General features: G+C 53.5%; 13 protein-coding genes. 5 read left to right on the forward strand and 8 right to left on the reverse strand.

Annotation, left to right across the window (positions count from 1 at the left end; genetic code table 11):
* Positions 1-14: 14 nt before the first annotated feature.
* Positions 15-2,717, reverse strand: coding sequence for a DUF4855 domain-containing protein (locus DEP07_RS16350; protein ID WP_287102731.1), 2,703 nt, complete (start codon positions 2,715-2,717; stop codon positions 15-17).
* Positions 2,718-2,763: 46 nt separating this feature from the next.
* Positions 2,764-3,921 (reverse strand): THUMP domain-containing class I SAM-dependent RNA methyltransferase, encoded by a 1,158-nt coding sequence (locus DEP07_RS16355; RefSeq protein WP_122962541.1) that lies wholly within the window; start codon positions 3,919-3,921, stop codon positions 2,764-2,766.
* Positions 3,922-4,119: 198 nt separating this feature from the next.
* Between DEP07_RS16355 and DEP07_RS16360 the strand changes: the two genes are divergently transcribed.
* Positions 4,120-4,929 (forward strand): Fpg/Nei family DNA glycosylase, encoded by an 810-nt coding sequence (locus DEP07_RS16360; protein ID WP_173599052.1) that lies wholly within the window; start codon positions 4,120-4,122, stop codon positions 4,927-4,929.
* Positions 4,930-4,962: 33 nt separating this feature from the next.
* Here DEP07_RS16360 and DEP07_RS16365 read toward each other — a convergent pair whose 3' ends face one another.
* Positions 4,963-5,862 carry a GNAT family N-acetyltransferase gene (locus DEP07_RS16365; RefSeq protein WP_287102734.1) on the reverse strand — a complete coding sequence of 300 codons (900 nt, stop codon included), beginning with the start codon at positions 5,860-5,862 and terminating at the stop codon, positions 4,963-4,965.
* A 149-nt stretch (positions 5,863-6,011) separates the two neighbouring features.
* Here DEP07_RS16365 and DEP07_RS16370 point away from each other — a divergent pair, with 149 nt between their 5' ends.
* Positions 6,012-6,455, forward strand: coding sequence for a 2Fe-2S iron-sulfur cluster-binding protein (locus DEP07_RS16370; RefSeq protein WP_173596339.1), 444 nt, complete (start codon positions 6,012-6,014; stop codon positions 6,453-6,455).
* A gap of 18 nt (positions 6,456-6,473) precedes the next feature.
* Positions 6,474-7,115: a thiamine diphosphokinase gene (locus tag DEP07_RS16375; protein WP_217022095.1), complete on the forward strand. Its 642-nt coding sequence runs from the start codon at positions 6,474-6,476 to the stop codon at positions 7,113-7,115.
* A 61-nt stretch (positions 7,116-7,176) separates the two neighbouring features.
* On the opposite strand, the gene DEP07_RS16380 is transcribed toward DEP07_RS16375, so the two are convergent.
* Positions 7,177-7,866, reverse strand: a complete 690-nt coding sequence (locus DEP07_RS16380; RefSeq protein ID WP_122962536.1) for a uracil-DNA glycosylase — start codon at positions 7,864-7,866, stop codon at positions 7,177-7,179.
* 227 nt (positions 7,867-8,093) lie between these two features.
* Between DEP07_RS16380 and DEP07_RS16385 the strand changes: the two genes are divergently transcribed.
* Positions 8,094-8,609: a stalk domain-containing protein gene (locus tag DEP07_RS16385; RefSeq protein WP_122962535.1), complete on the forward strand. Its 516-nt coding sequence runs from the start codon at positions 8,094-8,096 to the stop codon at positions 8,607-8,609.
* A gap of 163 nt (positions 8,610-8,772) precedes the next feature.
* Entirely contained in the window at positions 8,773-9,102 is a 330-nt protein-coding gene (locus tag DEP07_RS16390; protein WP_173599056.1) for an antibiotic biosynthesis monooxygenase family protein, read from the forward strand.
* Between the two features lie 61 nt (positions 9,103-9,163).
* Here DEP07_RS16390 and DEP07_RS16395 read toward each other — a convergent pair whose 3' ends face one another.
* The 4 genes from DEP07_RS16395 to DEP07_RS16410 all read right to left on the reverse strand — a co-directional run bounded on the left by DEP07_RS16395 (position 9,164) and on the right by DEP07_RS16410 (position 14,566).
* Positions 9,164-10,618 carry a sigma-54 interaction domain-containing protein gene (locus DEP07_RS16395; protein ID WP_242773813.1) on the reverse strand — a complete coding sequence of 485 codons (1,455 nt, stop codon included), beginning with the start codon at positions 10,616-10,618 and terminating at the stop codon, positions 9,164-9,166.
* Between the two features lie 27 nt (positions 10,619-10,645).
* On the reverse strand, positions 10,646-11,857 hold the full coding sequence (locus DEP07_RS16400; RefSeq protein WP_122962532.1) for a trans-sulfuration enzyme family protein: 1,212 nt from the start codon (positions 11,855-11,857) through the stop codon (positions 10,646-10,648).
* A gap of 229 nt (positions 11,858-12,086) precedes the next feature.
* A complete protein-coding gene (locus DEP07_RS16405; protein ID WP_122962531.1) occupies positions 12,087-13,805 on the reverse strand; it encodes a GMC family oxidoreductase in 1,719 nt (572 codons plus the stop codon).
* Positions 13,806-13,822: 17 nt separating this feature from the next.
* A complete protein-coding gene (locus tag DEP07_RS16410; RefSeq protein ID WP_122962530.1) occupies positions 13,823-14,566 on the reverse strand; it encodes a gluconate 2-dehydrogenase subunit 3 family protein in 744 nt (247 codons plus the stop codon).
* Positions 14,567-14,673 lie beyond the last annotated feature (107 nt).

Genomic DNA, 14,673 nt, shown 5'->3' on the forward strand with positions numbered 1-14,673 from the left:
TTTTTTCTGGACGGCTATGGCAACTCGTTGGCTTCAAAATACTCTTCCCGGTCAAAACGTCCGCGCATCCACTTGTACGTGTCATCATAGATGGCGCGCTTGACTGGGTCTGTGCTTTTTACGGAATCAAGCAATGTTTTGGAGCCGTAGTAATAGGCGTGGATGTTGTTTTTGTCCATCCCCAGCTTGTGGGCAGCGACGAGCTGGTTGTAGTAGGTCTGATAAAATTTCGGATCGTTGTACATTTTCCGATCCCCTTCGATCTCTACGCCCATGCCATACTTGTTGACCACATCCAGCACGCTTTCGATCCGGTCGAGCGGCACTGGTTTGTCACTGTAGAAATTCGGCTGCAAAAATGCGTAGTCGAAAGCCAGCGACTTCCACTCTGCCACGCCTGGCGCCCCGAAGTAAGGAATCCAGTAGAAGCGCAGAGCTTCGTTGTGAACCATGCTCGCCATGTCGCGAATAAGCGCGCGCTCTTTTGGAGCACTATCCTCGATCAATTCGTGGAACCAGTAGATGCCCTCCAGCTTCAAGTAAGCGTAGCCTTCCTTATTCCAGCGCTTTTGCAGCTCCTGGAAGTACCACTCCAACGCCGCTTTGCGGTTCAAATACGCCTGTTCTTCCCCGATGCCCGCAGGATTGAACGAAAGCGACGGCTTGTTGTCGGCGATTTTGCCAAAGTCCTTTTGATTCGCGTTCGGATACGGCAGGGCGAGCACGACGTTTTCCTGGGTCGGCGTCGTGTACAGCGTGCCGCGCAGGCGATTGTACTCCCGCATCGCCTGGTTCAATGCGTCGAGCTGCTTGCCTGTGCCGAACAGGTCGTTCATATAGCCGCGCCATCCGTCTTTCGTGACAGGCATGTCCTGATACGGCAGGAAAAGGATCGTGTCGAACATCTGGTCACGCATGTAGCCGTCAGCCGTACGATAACCTACCATTGGCAGAAAATCTTCCTTCGTCCACGTTCCAAGCTCTCCGTATCCCCCGGAATAAGCGAGCAGCATGTTTTCTACACGGCGTCTTGTGTTTTGTTCGCCTGTTCCTTTTGCCGGGCTTGGCGGTGGCAACAGGACCGCTCCCCCTTGCCAATCGCTTGCGCCACTCGCCCATACTTCCAGTTGGCGGGCAAAAACGAACACGGATACCGGGAACGATACCCGGACATAACGCGCGTTCACATCAGGCAAGCTCACGGACAGCGTGCGCAAGACAAGCTGAGTTTCCGCAGCAGGCACATCGTGGACAGCCCTTCCGGCGTACGACCACGCTTTGCCGTCACGGGATACTTCTACTTCCATGTATTCCGGCATCAAGATGCCAGATGTTTTTTGCTGTTTGAATGTCAAAGATACGCGTTCCAACGGCGTTGCTTCCTTGAGCGCGACCGTCACCTTGCGGCCGAACTGGCGATTGTACCCTGTCCACTCTTCGGAAGGGGCGACCAATCCGCCTACAGGCCCCGGATATTGCTTTTCCACCTGCTGAAAATACGAGTCTGGCGTTCCGAAAGTAGCCACAGATGTGAAGCTGCCCGGAGCGACATTGACGAGGTCGTCCTGCTCAGCCGGCTTGTCGGCTGCCTCCTCTTCTCCCGTTGACTGTGCTGCATCGGCACCAGTCGCTGGCGAAGTCGTCTCTGTAGATGCAGATGTTTTCGGATCGGTTGTTGCATCCTTGCCCTCTTCTGTTTTCGCGCTGTTGCTGTCTGCCGCAGAAGTCGCAGGCTCCGTTCCTTTTGGCTGCTCTTCTGTTGTGACAGGCGGCTTGCCTGCGTCCTTGATCTCTATCGGAACGGTTACGGTCTTATAGCCGACTGTTACCGTCAGATTCCCTTTTCCGGGAGTCGGCCCGGCAACGAATGTTCCATCTGCCAGTACCGTGCCCAGCTCAGGGCGGTCAAAAGCAAAGATCGGGGTAAAAGGCAGCTTGTCTCCTTTTGCCTGCTTGACCTCCAACTGCTCGCTCGTCCCCGCCAGCAAGCTCAGTTGGCTCTTGCCCAGCGTGAAATCAACCTGCTCAGCCTGCTGATAGCGCGCATCGAGCACGCGCTCCGCAATGACTGCCGCCTCCGCACGCGTAACAGTGCCAGCAGGATTGAACTTGCCTTGTGCCCCTTGCATCCAGCGTTGATTGCTTACTTCCTCGACTGCCGCCTTGGCGTAGTCGGCGATCTGGGCGGCGTCGCTGTACACGATATTTTGCGACGCGGCTTTGGGGAGACCGCTGACCTTCATCAGTCTCGCCAAAATTACGGCCAGGTCTTGCCGGGTCAGCGGGTCAGCTCCGCCAAGCGTCTGATCGCTTCTGCCGTTGATCACGCCGAGGTCAGCGAGCCCGTAAACAAATGAGGCATACGGACTTTCTTTTGGCACATCGGCAAAAACAGCCTGCTCAATATCCGCTGGCTGAAGGCCCACCACTTTTGTCAGCAATACGGCGATATCTTGGCGCGACATCGTATTTTGCGGATAAAAGCGCCCGTCTCCCTGCCCGTTGATCAGCTGCAGCCCTGCCAGTCGCGTGACGGCTTTTTTCGCATAGCTGTTGCCCAAATCGGTAAATTCCACAGTTTCTTGCGCTGTTTTCCCGGGCTGTGCCGCCTGCTCCGGCTCGCTTTTCGCATACAGCGGCGGAACAGCCTGCACGAGCAAGGTCGACAGCAACAAACAGGCGGAGAGCACTTTGCTCCCGAATTTTCTCTTTCTCATTACAACGTTCTCCTCCAATATGCCCCTTTTACACGGCTTGCTCTGTCTACTCTGTCGGGGAAATCATCGGCTGGCGCGGCGGCTTGGGGCCAAAGAACTGATAGTAGTCCACCTTGATGTTTCCGTTGTAGAGCTTGCGCTTTTTGCTCGCCTTGCGCCCGAAGTGCTCCTCAAACAGCTCATCGGAAGTGATGACGTAAAAAGACCATGTATCCATGGCGGCAAAAGTTTTCCCCATTTCCCCGTACATCTTGCTGACCTGTTTCCACTCTCCCAAGCGCTCCCCGTACGGCGGATTGCAAATCAGATAGCCGTATTTCCGCTTCGTCCGTACATCGCGAACATCCATGCGCTGAAAATGGATCGATTCATCCACGCCCGCCTCTGCTGCATTGCGGCGTGCCACCTTCAAGATCTCATCGTCCATGTCGGTGCCGATAATCTCCAGCTTCTGATCGTATCTGGCCAAATCATGCGTCTCAGCGCGCGCCTCTCTCCAGGCTGTTTTCGGAATGATCGGCCACGCTTCCGAGACAAATTCCCGGTTCATTCCCGGCGCGATGTTTTGTCCGATGAGCGCTGCTTCGATCGGAATCGTCCCTGAGCCGCAAAACGGGTCCATGAAGACGCGATCCGGCTTCCAGCGAGACAGCATGATCATCGCCGCCGCCATCGTTTCCTTCAACGGGGCTGTACCGATCAATTCGCGATAGCCACGCTTGTGCAAACCCGGGCCTGATGTGTCGATAGTCAGCGTCGCCACGTCTTTGAGCAGAGCCACTTCGATTTTGTACAGCGGCCCTTTTTCCTCAAACCACTCGCACTTGTACGTCTTTTTCAGACTTTCCACGACCGCTTTTTTCACGATAGCCTGGCAGTCGGGAACACTGAACAAAGTCGATTTGACTGACTTTCCTTCTACGGGAAACGTTGCATCCTCCGTGATCCAATCCGCCCATGGCAAAGCTTTTGTTTGTTCAAACAGCTCGTCAAATGTAGTCGCCTTGAACTCCCCGATTTTTAGACGCACCCGGTCGGCAGTTCGTAACCACAAATTTGTGCGGGGAATCGCAGAAATGTCTGCGGAAAACGTCACCTTCCCGTTTTCTACCTGAACCGGGCCATAGCCGAGCGCTTTTACTTCCTCTGCTACTACCGATTCCAATCCAAAAGTCGCCGTAGCGATCAATTCTACTTTTTGCATATGTAATCTCCTGTCCGTCCATATTGCTTTGGGGCTTACCCTTATACTATATTACCCGATTTGGCAATATCGTTGGTAATCTTGTGCAAAAACAATACGAAAAGACCCGTCGCCATAAAAACAACGGGCTGGGCATGCCAGCTATCCGATCTGGAAATCATAATAGAATGCAGCTTTATAGAGAAAGGAGAAATCGTCATGCCGGAATTGCCTGAAATGGAAACGTACCGCAGGCTGCTCCATGAGCAAATCTGCGGTGCGGTCATCACCTCAACAGCCGTCCAGCGGGAAAAAACCATCAATCTGCCCCCGGCACAGTTCGGACAGCTTTTGCAAAACAATCGCCTGACGCTTATCGAGCGGCGCGGCAAGCACCTCTTGTTTCACTTGCAAAGCGGCCACGTCCTGCTGCTTCACCTGATGCTGGGCGGTTTTCTCTACTTGGGTACAGCCGAGGACAAGCTCGCTCGGACTGCCCAGGTAACTGTCTTTTTGGGAGAACGAGTGCTGTATTTTCACGGATTGCGGCTCGGTTACTTGCACCTGCTCACTCCCGATCAGATCGACGAAAAGCTGGCCCCGCTCGGCCCAGAACCGCTCAACCCGGAGTTCACGCTGACCCACTTTGAAAAGCTGCTGGAAGAAAAGCGCGGAGTTTTAAAAACAGCCATGGTCGACCAACACTGGATCGCAGGCATCGGCAACTGCTATTCCGACGAAATTTGCTTTCACGCGCGCATACTGCCTACGCGCCGCATCCCCGAACTGACTGCGCCAGAGCGAGCCACTCTCTATCATTCCATGCAGGAAGTGCTTGCAGAAGCGATTCGTTTTGGCGGTTACATGAAACAGCCGTTGTATCGCACCGACGAGTTGACAGGCGGGTTCGACGAGCGTTGCCAAGTGTACGATCGCGGCGGAGAGCCATGCCTGCGTTGCGGACAGCCTATCGTAAAAGACGAGCTATCCTCGCGAAAAGTTTTTTTCTGCACTCATTGCCAGCAATAAGCCAATCAGCGATTGCGGAATCCGATCAAGCTGTTATTCTTGCGCCGTCTCCATCTGCTTGACCATGTACACCTGCTCGGTTTCCGATGGCCCGAAGCCTGCTGACTCCAAAATTTCCAGCAGCAAGCCTTCAGAGGCGCGCAAGTTGAAGGTCGACCACTTGCAGTCCGATGCGTATGGCGCGTACACGCGGGCGAGAGCGGCGCTCAAAATGTTGCGGGCATCGCTGTGGCCCGGCTGAGCCACACATTGGCGCAAAACGACGTTGCTCACTTGTCCCGCTTCATTTACCATGCTTTTGTACAAGGCGTACCCGACCGCCTGCCCCGCTCCGTCTTCGACCATTACTGCCTGTGCGTCCCGCAAGCTTTGCCATTGATTTTGCCAGGCGACATCTCCGTCGTAGAACGGCAGCGCAGTCACTTCCTGAGTGACAATCGGCCTGATCCGATACTCTGGCTTGGTCGACCCACCAAATGCATGCTCAGGCAGCGGGCCGATTCGTTGCCAGAACAAGAGGCGGTCAACCACCTCGTACCCTTTTTGCTCATACAGGGCTATCGCCTTGCTGTTTTGGCTCATCGCCTCCAAGGTAGCCACCTGCACGCCAGCTTCCTTGTACAGCTCAAGCGTCGCATCAATCAACTGCCGCCCCACTCCTTGACGGCGATATTCGGTAGCGACGCCTGTCCCGCCGTTCCAGGCGACTTTTTTCCCGCCGATCGTTCTCAGTCCGCTTGCCACCAGGCCAATCGGCTCTTCTCCATCAAACGCGACGACAGACAAGCCCATGACATACCCTTCGTTCCCCAAACGCTGCACCAGCATCTCTTCCGTCATCACAATCGAAACGAAATAACCTTCAAAACCTCTGTTCCAAGCTTTTGTCACCTCGGCAAACGTACAGTCGCTCATTCGCTTGATGGTAATCATGCCATCACCTTCCATGATTTTTTCGATAAAATTATTTTAATCGAAAATGCCTAAAAATTCAATCTTTTACACGCGACACAACATCTCTTTTTGTCACTCCCGCTTCGCACATGGTAAGATGGAAAAAATCACTTACCGGGGAGGTTCCTATGCGCAAACAGCTTACTGTCGGTTCTTTGATCGCCGGACGCTCTCCCGTACAGCAACCTGTCTACACTCCTGTTCACACCAACTTGCCTGAGTTGGGCAAACAAGCAGACAGCCGGGTTTTTGCCAAGCCAAACAAGCAAAACAGACCAATCCCGACGGCAAAAGCACGACACAAGCAGGTGCAGATCAAGCAAAACTCTCGAACATTCACAATCGGGCAAGCTCCCTGTCAGACGCTGCTGCAAGCCGCACAGACGCAGGGACAATCGCTCTCTTACAAATGCCAGCAAGGGTATTGCGGAAAATGCAGCGTCCTGGTCGTATCAGGCAACGACTTGCTCACCGCTCCGACCCGGCAGGAACACGAGAAGCTGGACAAAAAGCTCGCGGCAGGCTATCGGCTCGCTTGTCAAAGTGCATTTCGCTCTCCTATTTCAGAGTAAAAGGTGGCCACTGACTGCATGAACACTACACGCATCCTACTTTTCGCAGGCGGAAATCTGGGTGACTGGGCCATCCGTTACATACGCGAAGGCGACTGGCTCGTAGGCGTGGATCGCGGCGCGCTGTTTCTCGTTCGCAACGGCCTGTCGCCACGCTTGTCAATCGGCGACTTCGATTCGGTCACCGCAGAAGAGATGGCGGAAATCGAACGCCACAGTCTGGATGTCTCCGCTTGCGATCCCGTCATGAAAGATTTGACGGACACCGAAATGGCGCTGACCTGGGCCATCGGGCAAAAGCCCCGGGAAATTGTCTTGCTCGGAGTGCTCGGCTCCCGCTTCGACCACACTCTCGCCAATGTCCATCTGCTTGGCAAAAGCTTGCAGGCAGGGGTTTCCTGCCGCATTGTCGATGAACGCAATGAAATCCGCCTGGTCAACAGCCACTGCCAGCTTTCGCAGGACCAATTTACCCACGTTTCCCTGCTGCCTTTGACGATGGAAGTCACCGGAATTACGCTGCGCGGATTCATGTACCCGCTGGAAGATGCCACGCTGCGAATCGGCGACACGCTCGGCATCAGCAACATACTGGTAGAACAAACCGGGACGATTGATGTACGCACAGGCCAACTGCTCGTGATCAAAAGCAAAGACTGAGCCATAGCAAAAAGGATCTGCGCCGTTCGTTGCAAGCGAGCGGCACAGATCCTTTTCCCATTTATTCTTCTTCCTCTACATGCATCGGCAATTGCCAATCGATCTCTTCCATTCCCTGCGAACGCAGAAACGCATTGGCCCGGGAAAACGGTCGGCTTCCGAAAAATCCGCGATTGGCCGAAAACGGACTTGGATGCGGCGAAGCGATGATGCAATGTTTCTTTTTGTCGATGAAGGCCGCCTTCTCTTGCGCGTGTTTTCCCCACAGGATGAACACAAGCGGCTTTTCGCGCTCATTCAGCAAATGAATGATTTGATCGGTAAACGTCTCCCAGCCGATGCCTTTGTGCGAATTTGGATTGCTCGCCCGCACCGTCAGCACCGTGTTCAACATCATGACTCCCTGCTTGGCCCAATGGCTCAAGTAGCCATGCTCAGGAATGGCGCAATTCAAATCGCTTTGCAACTCTTTGTAAATATTCACGAGAGATGGCGGCGGTTTGATTCCCGGCTTGACCGAGAAGCTCAAGCCATGGGCTTGTCCCGGCCCGTGATAAGGGTCTTGTCCCAAAATTACTACTTTTGCCTGTTCGTAGCTGGTCAGATGAAGCGCTGTAAAAATGTGATACATATCCGGGTAAATGGTCTGTGTCTGATATTCTTCCTTCAAAGTCTGACGGAGCTTCAAGTAATACGGTTTCTCGAACTCCCCAGCCAATACGGGAGCCCAGTCATTTTGCAAAATAGCCATTTTCCTCACCTTATCCGCTAATCTTTCTATTACCTTACCACAAAGTGACCTTTCACTGAATCATCGTTTCAACCTGTTTGTCCGTCTGGGACCAGGCGCGGCTAGTCCTACCTTTTCTCCCATTCGTAGTCTATGTTTCCTATTACCCTCGTTTGATAGCTTTTCTCCCATGATCTTTGACATAATGTTTTCTGGGAAGATTTAGACAAAGGGAGAGGTTTTTCGACATGAAATGGGACTTGAAATCATTTTTTGGGGGAATTATCGTCGGCTCGGCACTCTTTTCCGGAATCGCAATCGCGGCTCCAGCTTATCCGGATGTGGCTGAAGGCACAAATACGCCTTTTACTTACTACTTCGAAGGCGTGCCAAAGTCTCCGAGCAGCGACGTCCAAGGTATCATGTACAAAAACTCTGTGTACGTACCGATTCGTTTCGTGGCAGAAAACTTGAACAAGCCAGTCATTTACGATGCCAAAACGAAATCGATTTTTATCGGTAAACTGCCAGTTGCCAAAATGTACTCGAAAATGGAAGCGGTTGAACTGGTCAAAAAGAAATATGCAGGCAGCCTTACACCTACACACGTAGTCGAATATGACCACGATGACGAAAAAGGGCACTATGTCATTCAAGTGTACCAAACTGTAGTAAACAATTTCCAGTCCGGAGACAGCTACACCAGCACGTACGGATGGTTCGTCGTGAACCCGAATACCGGAGAAGTGAAGTCGTTGCTGTAAGCATGCACTTATTCTTTTATATAAACAACGAAGGACAGCGGCCTGTAGGGGAGCCGCTGTCTTTTTGCTTTCCAGTAACTGGACAACTTTCGATTGACTTTGAAAATCACTCTCCATACGATGAGTAAAGACAGCAATCAATCAGTGGAAGGGTGTTTGGCTCATGATGGTCGAAATCAAAACATACGTGGTACAGGAAGGCTTCTCCGATGAAATCGTCAAAAGCTTCAGCGAACCAGGCGTGGTAGAAAAAGCTCCGGGCTTTGTGGACTTGAGCATTTTCGTGCAAAAGCCGCGCAAAGACGAAGAAGAAGTCGTAGTCATGATTCGCTGGGAGTCGAAAGAAGCTTGGAAACAGTGGGAATTGAGCGAGCCGCATCTCGAAGGACACCGCAAAGCGCGCGAGCAAAAGCGTCCCGAGTTCATCATCAGCTCCAAAAGCGGCCATTACGAACTGAAAGCGATCAAACACCCGGAGCAGCAGCAAGTCTAACTGCCTGCCCGACATAAACAAGCCTCGTTTCGCAGAAAACATCTCGAAACAGAGGCTTGTTTTATATATCAAGGTTGTACTTTTCCATCTTCCGGTACAAGGTAGAAAGACTGATTTGCAGCTCGCTGGCAATCGCCGCTTTGTCCTGACGGTACGCGCTGCTCGCCAAATATTTTTTCAGAACAGAGCGCTCATAATCAGCCAAAAGCTGTTCCAGCCCCGCCCCCGCCTCATCTGCTCGCCCCGGCTCTTCCTCCGCAAGCAAATATTCCGGCAAACTCTCATGGTCAATCAGCGATCCATCCGCCATGTTGACCATATATTCCACGGCGTTTTCCAATTGCCGGATGTTTCCCGGCCAATCGTATGCGGCAAGCCTGTGAACGAGCGAAGCGTCAAGCTCCAGCCTGCCCTTTTGCAAAAGTGTCCCGTACCGATGCAAAAAATGCTGCAAGTACAGCGGGATATCTTCCCGGCGCTCGCGCAACGGCTTCAGGCGAAGCGGGATAACATTCAGCCGATAGTATAAATCTTCGCGGAACGTCCCTTCCTTGACCATGCTCTCCAAATCTTTGTGAGTCGCCGCGATGACCCTGACGTCGATCTCCAGCGTCTTTACGCCTCCGACTCGCTCTACCGTTTTTTCCTGGAGAACACGCAAAAGCTTGGGCTGCAAAGACAGCGGGATATCCCCGACCTCGTCGAGGAAGATCGTGCCTTTGTGCGCCAGCTCGAATTTTCCCGGCTTTCCTTCGCGGCGAGAGCCTGTAAACGCTCCGCCCTCATAGCCGAACAGCTCGCTCTCCAGCAGCGTTTCGGGAATCGCCGCGCAATTGATTGCGACGAACGGCTGTCTGCTGCGCGGCCCCTCGCTGTGAATCGCTTTTGCCAGCAATTCTTTGCCCGTACCGCTCTCTCCGCGCAACAAAACAGTAGAGATGCTGCCCGCCACCTTCTTCGCCTTGGCGATCACGTCCCGCAAGCCTGTATCTGCCCCGATCAGTTGGGCGAAGTACACAGGCTTGACGACTGCCTGCGGCATTTCCTCCTGGATGTTGCAGCCTTTTTCCCGTTCGGCATCCAGTTCCAGCAGCTTGTGTTCGATCAGCGAACTCGTGTGCTGCAAAAACGGCATCCACTTTTCCGAGTGGTGCAGCATCTTTTCCTTTTGCTCAGGCGAAAAGCCGATGATGCCGATGACCCCGACCGTCTTTTCCCGCTTGTGTACCGGGAAGCCGATTGTTGCAAGCTCCCTGCATTGCTGCAAAAATTTGCAGTTCATGCACTGGGAGTCGTTCTTTTTCATGTCAAAAATCATGCCTGGCTGTCCAGTCTGCAAAATCATCCGGAAAAACGATCCTTCCGGCGCAGGCAGCCCGATCAAATCCGAATAGTAGCCTGTGCCGCTCACCCGAATCCCTTGTTCATCCAGAATGGTGACATCCAGCCCCAGTACCTTGGAAATATTGTCTGCGTATGATTGGATGAATTTCTCTATCCGGGAAAATTCGGTCATGGTCGATCCTCCTGCCTGTCACGTTCCTTACCCTCTCGCAGCAGCCTCCGCCACAGGGACGCAGCGTAGCGCCTGCTCCAGATCAGCAATGATGTCCGTCGCATCCTCCAGCCCGGTTGAAAGGCGAATCAAACCGTCTGTAATGTTGAACTTCAGACGATCCTCCACCGGAATGGAAGCATGAGTCATCGACGCGGGATGCTGCACGAGTGTTTCCGGGTCTCCTAAGCTAAACGATATCATAGCGAGACGCAGCGCGTTAATGAAAGATTTGGCGGCGTCATACCCTCCCTTGACCTCGAAGGAAACGATTCCGCCCATCCCCGCCATTTGCCGCTTCGCCAGCTCATGCTGCGGATGGGATTCCAGTCCAGGGTAGTAGACGTGCGCGATCGCCGGGTGCTTTTCCAAGTATTCCGCTACAGCTTGCGCATTTTGACAATGTTGGCGGACGCGCAAACCGAGCGTCTTCAATCCGCGCAAAATCAGGAAGGCGTCCCATGCGTTCAAGTTTTGCCCCAGATCGCCCATGATGTTTTTGCGCATGAACTGTATTTGCTCTTTTTTCGCGACAATAAACCCGGCGATAACATCCCCATGCCCGTTCAAATATTTGGTGGCGCTATGGACAACCACATCGGCTCCCAGCTCCAACGGCCGCTGGAGATAAGGCGTCATGAACGTATTGTCGACAATCACGACGATACCCCGTGCGTGCGCCAAACGGGACAATGCCGCGATATCGAGGACTGTCAGGCACGGGTTGGAAGGCGTCTCGATGTAAAGCACGCGTGTGTTGGCCCGGAAAGCCCGCTCCACTGCCTGCAAATCGGTACAATCGACGAAATCGGTCGCAATGCCGTAACGCGGCGCCATTGTAGTAAGAAACTTGTAGCTGCCTCCGTATACATCCCGCGTACACACCACATGGTCGCCTTGCTGCAAAAAGGCAAGCAGCGCCCCGGAGATCGCTGCCATTCCGCTGGATACGCCCAAAGCGGCCTCCCCGTTTTCCAACGCTGCAATTTTTTGCTCCAACGTCTCGATCGTCGGATTGCCGTACCTGCCGTAATACGTTCCGCCCCGCTCCCCGGCCACGCAGGCAGCAGCGGAATCCGCATCGGGAAACGCATATGCGACCGCAGGCACGACAGCTGCCGTGACCGCCCCTGTATTCGGGCAAGGCTCTTGAGCCGTATGAATAATAGCAGTGTCCAGCTTCCAGTTGTTCGTTTTCATCATTGTCTCTCCTTTTGGCGATCCTCTCGCTCATCACTGGCAAATCGTAATAGCAAGGAGCGTGCCAACGAAAAAACCGCATGAAACCGCGATATTCTCGCTTTTACGGCTCACGCATTTTCTCATTTTCGCGAAAAGCTTTTGCTTCTATACGAAAAAAAGCCGTCATATAAACCGACGGCTTTTCGCAAATTCGCTAAATCCATTTTGCAATCGTAACAAAATACAGCTACACCAGCATGCCGCCACCGCTCTGCCGATACTTCAAAATGCCCTCGGCCGCCCGGTACGACAGCGCCCCCATCGTGCCCGTCGGATTGTAGCCGCTGTTGTGAGCAAAAGACGATGCGCCGACGACAAACACATTTTCCGCGTCCCACATTTGCAAGTAGTTGTTGACCGCCGAAGTTTCCGGCGATGCCCCCATGATCACTCCGCCTGTATTATGCGTGGATTGGTACGGGGTAATGTCGTAAGGGCCAAGCTTGCCGCGCACCTCGATTTTGTTGGCGCCCATTTCCTTGAGAATGTCCCCGCATTTGTCGGACAAAAAGGCAGCCAACTGCCTGTCCTGCTCCTCGAAGTCGAACGTAATGCGGATCAGCGGATCTCCGAACGCGTCTTTGTACGTCGGATCGAGATCGAGAAAATGGTAACGGAACGGCATGGAGGCCCCTTGCGCCCCGACATTGATCGTGCGGTTGGCGTATTTGAGCGAGGCTGCCTTAAATTCCTTGCCCCAGCTTGGCGTGCCTTCCGGAACCGTATTGTTGGCGATCGGACGTTGCCCGTACTGGGAGACGCTGATGTTGGCGCCATGAATGAAATTCAGGCTGGAGTGGTCAAAGTTGTCGCCGTTGTAGTCATCGAGCACCATGCCGAGCGAGCCGGCACCAGCGTAATTGTTGAACTCCTTTTCCTCGAAAAAGCCCGTGGCTCCGCCTTTCATAACCTGGTAGCAGTAGTTTTTTCCAATCACACCTTTGCCCGTAGTCGGATCGTACGGTCGCCCCAGCTTGGACATCAGCAGCAACCGCGAATTGTTGAACACGTAGCTCGTCAACACGACGATGTCAGCAGGCTGTTCAATTTCTTCTCCAGTCGTCACGTCCGTGTACAGCACACCTGTAGCTTTGTTGCCCGTATGTAAAATGCGGCGCACGTGGGAATGGGTGCGGATTTCGAACTTCCCTGTCTTCTTCGCCACAGGGATAACCGTGACAACCGGATCTGCTTTTGCCCCGTACTCACACCCAAAACGCTCGCAGTAGCCGCAATATTGACAGGCAGCCCGGGAAATTCCGTCCGGATTCGTGTACGCCTCCGACAAATTCGCAGATGGGAGCGGATAAGGATGCAGGTTCAGCTTTTTCGCCGCTTCCTCGAACATCTTCATGCTGGGCGTGCTTTTCATCGGCGGCGTCGGATAAGGCTGGGAACGTTTGCCGCCAAGCGGATTTTCCGAACCCGATATGCCCGCCATCCGCTCGAACTTGTCAAAGTAAGGCTCCAGCTGGTCGTAAGTGATTCCCCAATCCTGAATCGTCATGCCCTCGGGAATTTTCTTTTGCCCGTAGCGCTCGACTGTCTTGCTGTGAATCTCGAAATCATACGGCAAAAACCGGAACGTGTGGCCATTCCAGTGAACGCCCGAGCCGCCAAGCCCCGTTCCCAGCAAAAAAGAACCGTATGAGCGCATCGGCAGCGCCCGCACGTTCGGATTGCTGCGGAAGGTGATCGTTTCCTTGGACAAATCCTGCATCATTTCATAGCGAAGCGCGTAGCGCAGTTCATCGTGCACCATGAAATAGTCTTCTGTTTTCCGCTCTTTGCCGCGCTCCAGTCCGACGACCGTCAGCCCTTGCCTCGTCAGCTCCGAAGCGATCACGCCCCCGCCCCAGCCCACACCGACGATTACCACATCCACTTTGGGCAGTTTTCTGGCCATATGCTTCACCCCGTCTGTCAGTGTTGATGATCCCGCAAGCTGAGCGGCTCCATCTTCACGAATTTGTCTTGTTCGATGATTTGTGTGTAGGCCATTTGATTGCCTGGGTAATTTTTCAATCGCCAGCCATCCATATTTTTATTGCCGCCGTACAGCGGGTCTGAGTAAATTCCTTCGATGGTGCTGGCTCGCAGCATTTTGAAGAAGGCGCTGGCCGAAATCGTCGTCAGTTTGACATCGTCCTTTTCAAAAGCCTTCAACACGGCATCCTGCTGCTCAGCCGTAATCTCGTAAAAGCGCTTGCCATGCGCAGCTTGGCTGTAGTTGTTCAGCTCCTGAATGCCGATGTCGAAAATCTCCCGCCGCTTCAACCTTCCCTGGTAGCCTTGGGTCACCTCTCCCGAATAAAACGGACCTTGCATGTACTCACGAGAGTTGAAGCCCCAATCGCCCGCAAGCTGGTGATCGATGAAGTAGGCTGCACCAAGCGCCTTTGCGCCCGGTCCAAGCTCGTCTTCCGGGAAAATCCGCTCACAGGCGGCATCCACCACTTTGAACTGTTCCGGGCTGAAATACATCAACGCCTGATTGTAATCGGCAGCAGGAGCCGGTGTCGCTCCCGGTTGTGGCGGTGCTTCCGGCTTGCGTAGCAGACTGCCTGCCACTCCGCCCACGACCAGACCACCGAGCACAAGCCCTGTGTTTTTCAGAAAATGTCTCCGTGACACTGGCTGCTCATGTTTGTTGTTGGATTCTGCCAAATCTACCACCTCCAGTTGTCTCTATCCCATGGTTTGCGCATTTTCGCGACAGGCTAAACGCATTTCGCGGAAATTTTCCCAGCATGCTCCACACATAATTTCCAAAA

It is taken from the genome of Brevibacillus sp., from assembly GCF_003521185.1.
Classification (GTDB): domain Bacteria; phylum Bacillota; class Bacilli; order Brevibacillales; family Brevibacillaceae; genus Brevibacillus; species Brevibacillus parabrevis.

Excerpts from the sequence above, each read along its gene's own strand:
- DEP07_RS16390 (WP_173599056.1), top strand. The coding sequence starts at position 8,773 with ATGATGGTCGAAATCAAAACATACGTGGTACAGGAAGGCTTCTCCGAT.
- DEP07_RS16385 (WP_122962535.1), top strand. The coding sequence starts at position 8,094 with ATGAAATGGGACTTGAAATCATTTTTTGGGGGAATTATCGTCGGCTCG.
- DEP07_RS16350 (WP_287102731.1), bottom strand. The coding sequence starts at position 2,717 with ATGAGAAAGAGAAAATTCGGGAGCAAAGTGCTCTCCGCCTGTTTGTTG.
- DEP07_RS16375 (WP_217022095.1), top strand. The coding sequence starts at position 6,474 with ATGAACACTACACGCATCCTACTTTTCGCAGGCGGAAATCTGGGTGAC.
- DEP07_RS16400 (WP_122962532.1), bottom strand. The coding sequence starts at position 11,857 with ATGAAAACGAACAACTGGAAGCTGGACACTGCTATTATTCATACGGCT.
- DEP07_RS16360 (WP_173599052.1), top strand. The coding sequence starts at position 4,120 with ATGCCGGAATTGCCTGAAATGGAAACGTACCGCAGGCTGCTCCATGAG.
- DEP07_RS16365 (WP_287102734.1), bottom strand. The coding sequence starts at position 5,862 with ATGATTACCATCAAGCGAATGAGCGACTGTACGTTTGCCGAGGTGACA.
- DEP07_RS16395 (WP_242773813.1), bottom strand. The coding sequence starts at position 10,618 with ATGACCGAATTTTCCCGGATAGAGAAATTCATCCAATCATACGCAGAC.
- DEP07_RS16355 (WP_122962541.1), bottom strand. The coding sequence starts at position 3,921 with ATGCAAAAAGTAGAATTGATCGCTACGGCGACTTTTGGATTGGAATCG.
- DEP07_RS16405 (WP_122962531.1), bottom strand. The coding sequence starts at position 13,805 with ATGGCCAGAAAACTGCCCAAAGTGGATGTGGTAATCGTCGGTGTGGGC.
- DEP07_RS16370 (WP_173596339.1), top strand. The coding sequence starts at position 6,012 with ATGCGCAAACAGCTTACTGTCGGTTCTTTGATCGCCGGACGCTCTCCC.
- DEP07_RS16380 (WP_122962536.1), bottom strand. The coding sequence starts at position 7,866 with ATGGCTATTTTGCAAAATGACTGGGCTCCCGTATTGGCTGGGGAGTTC.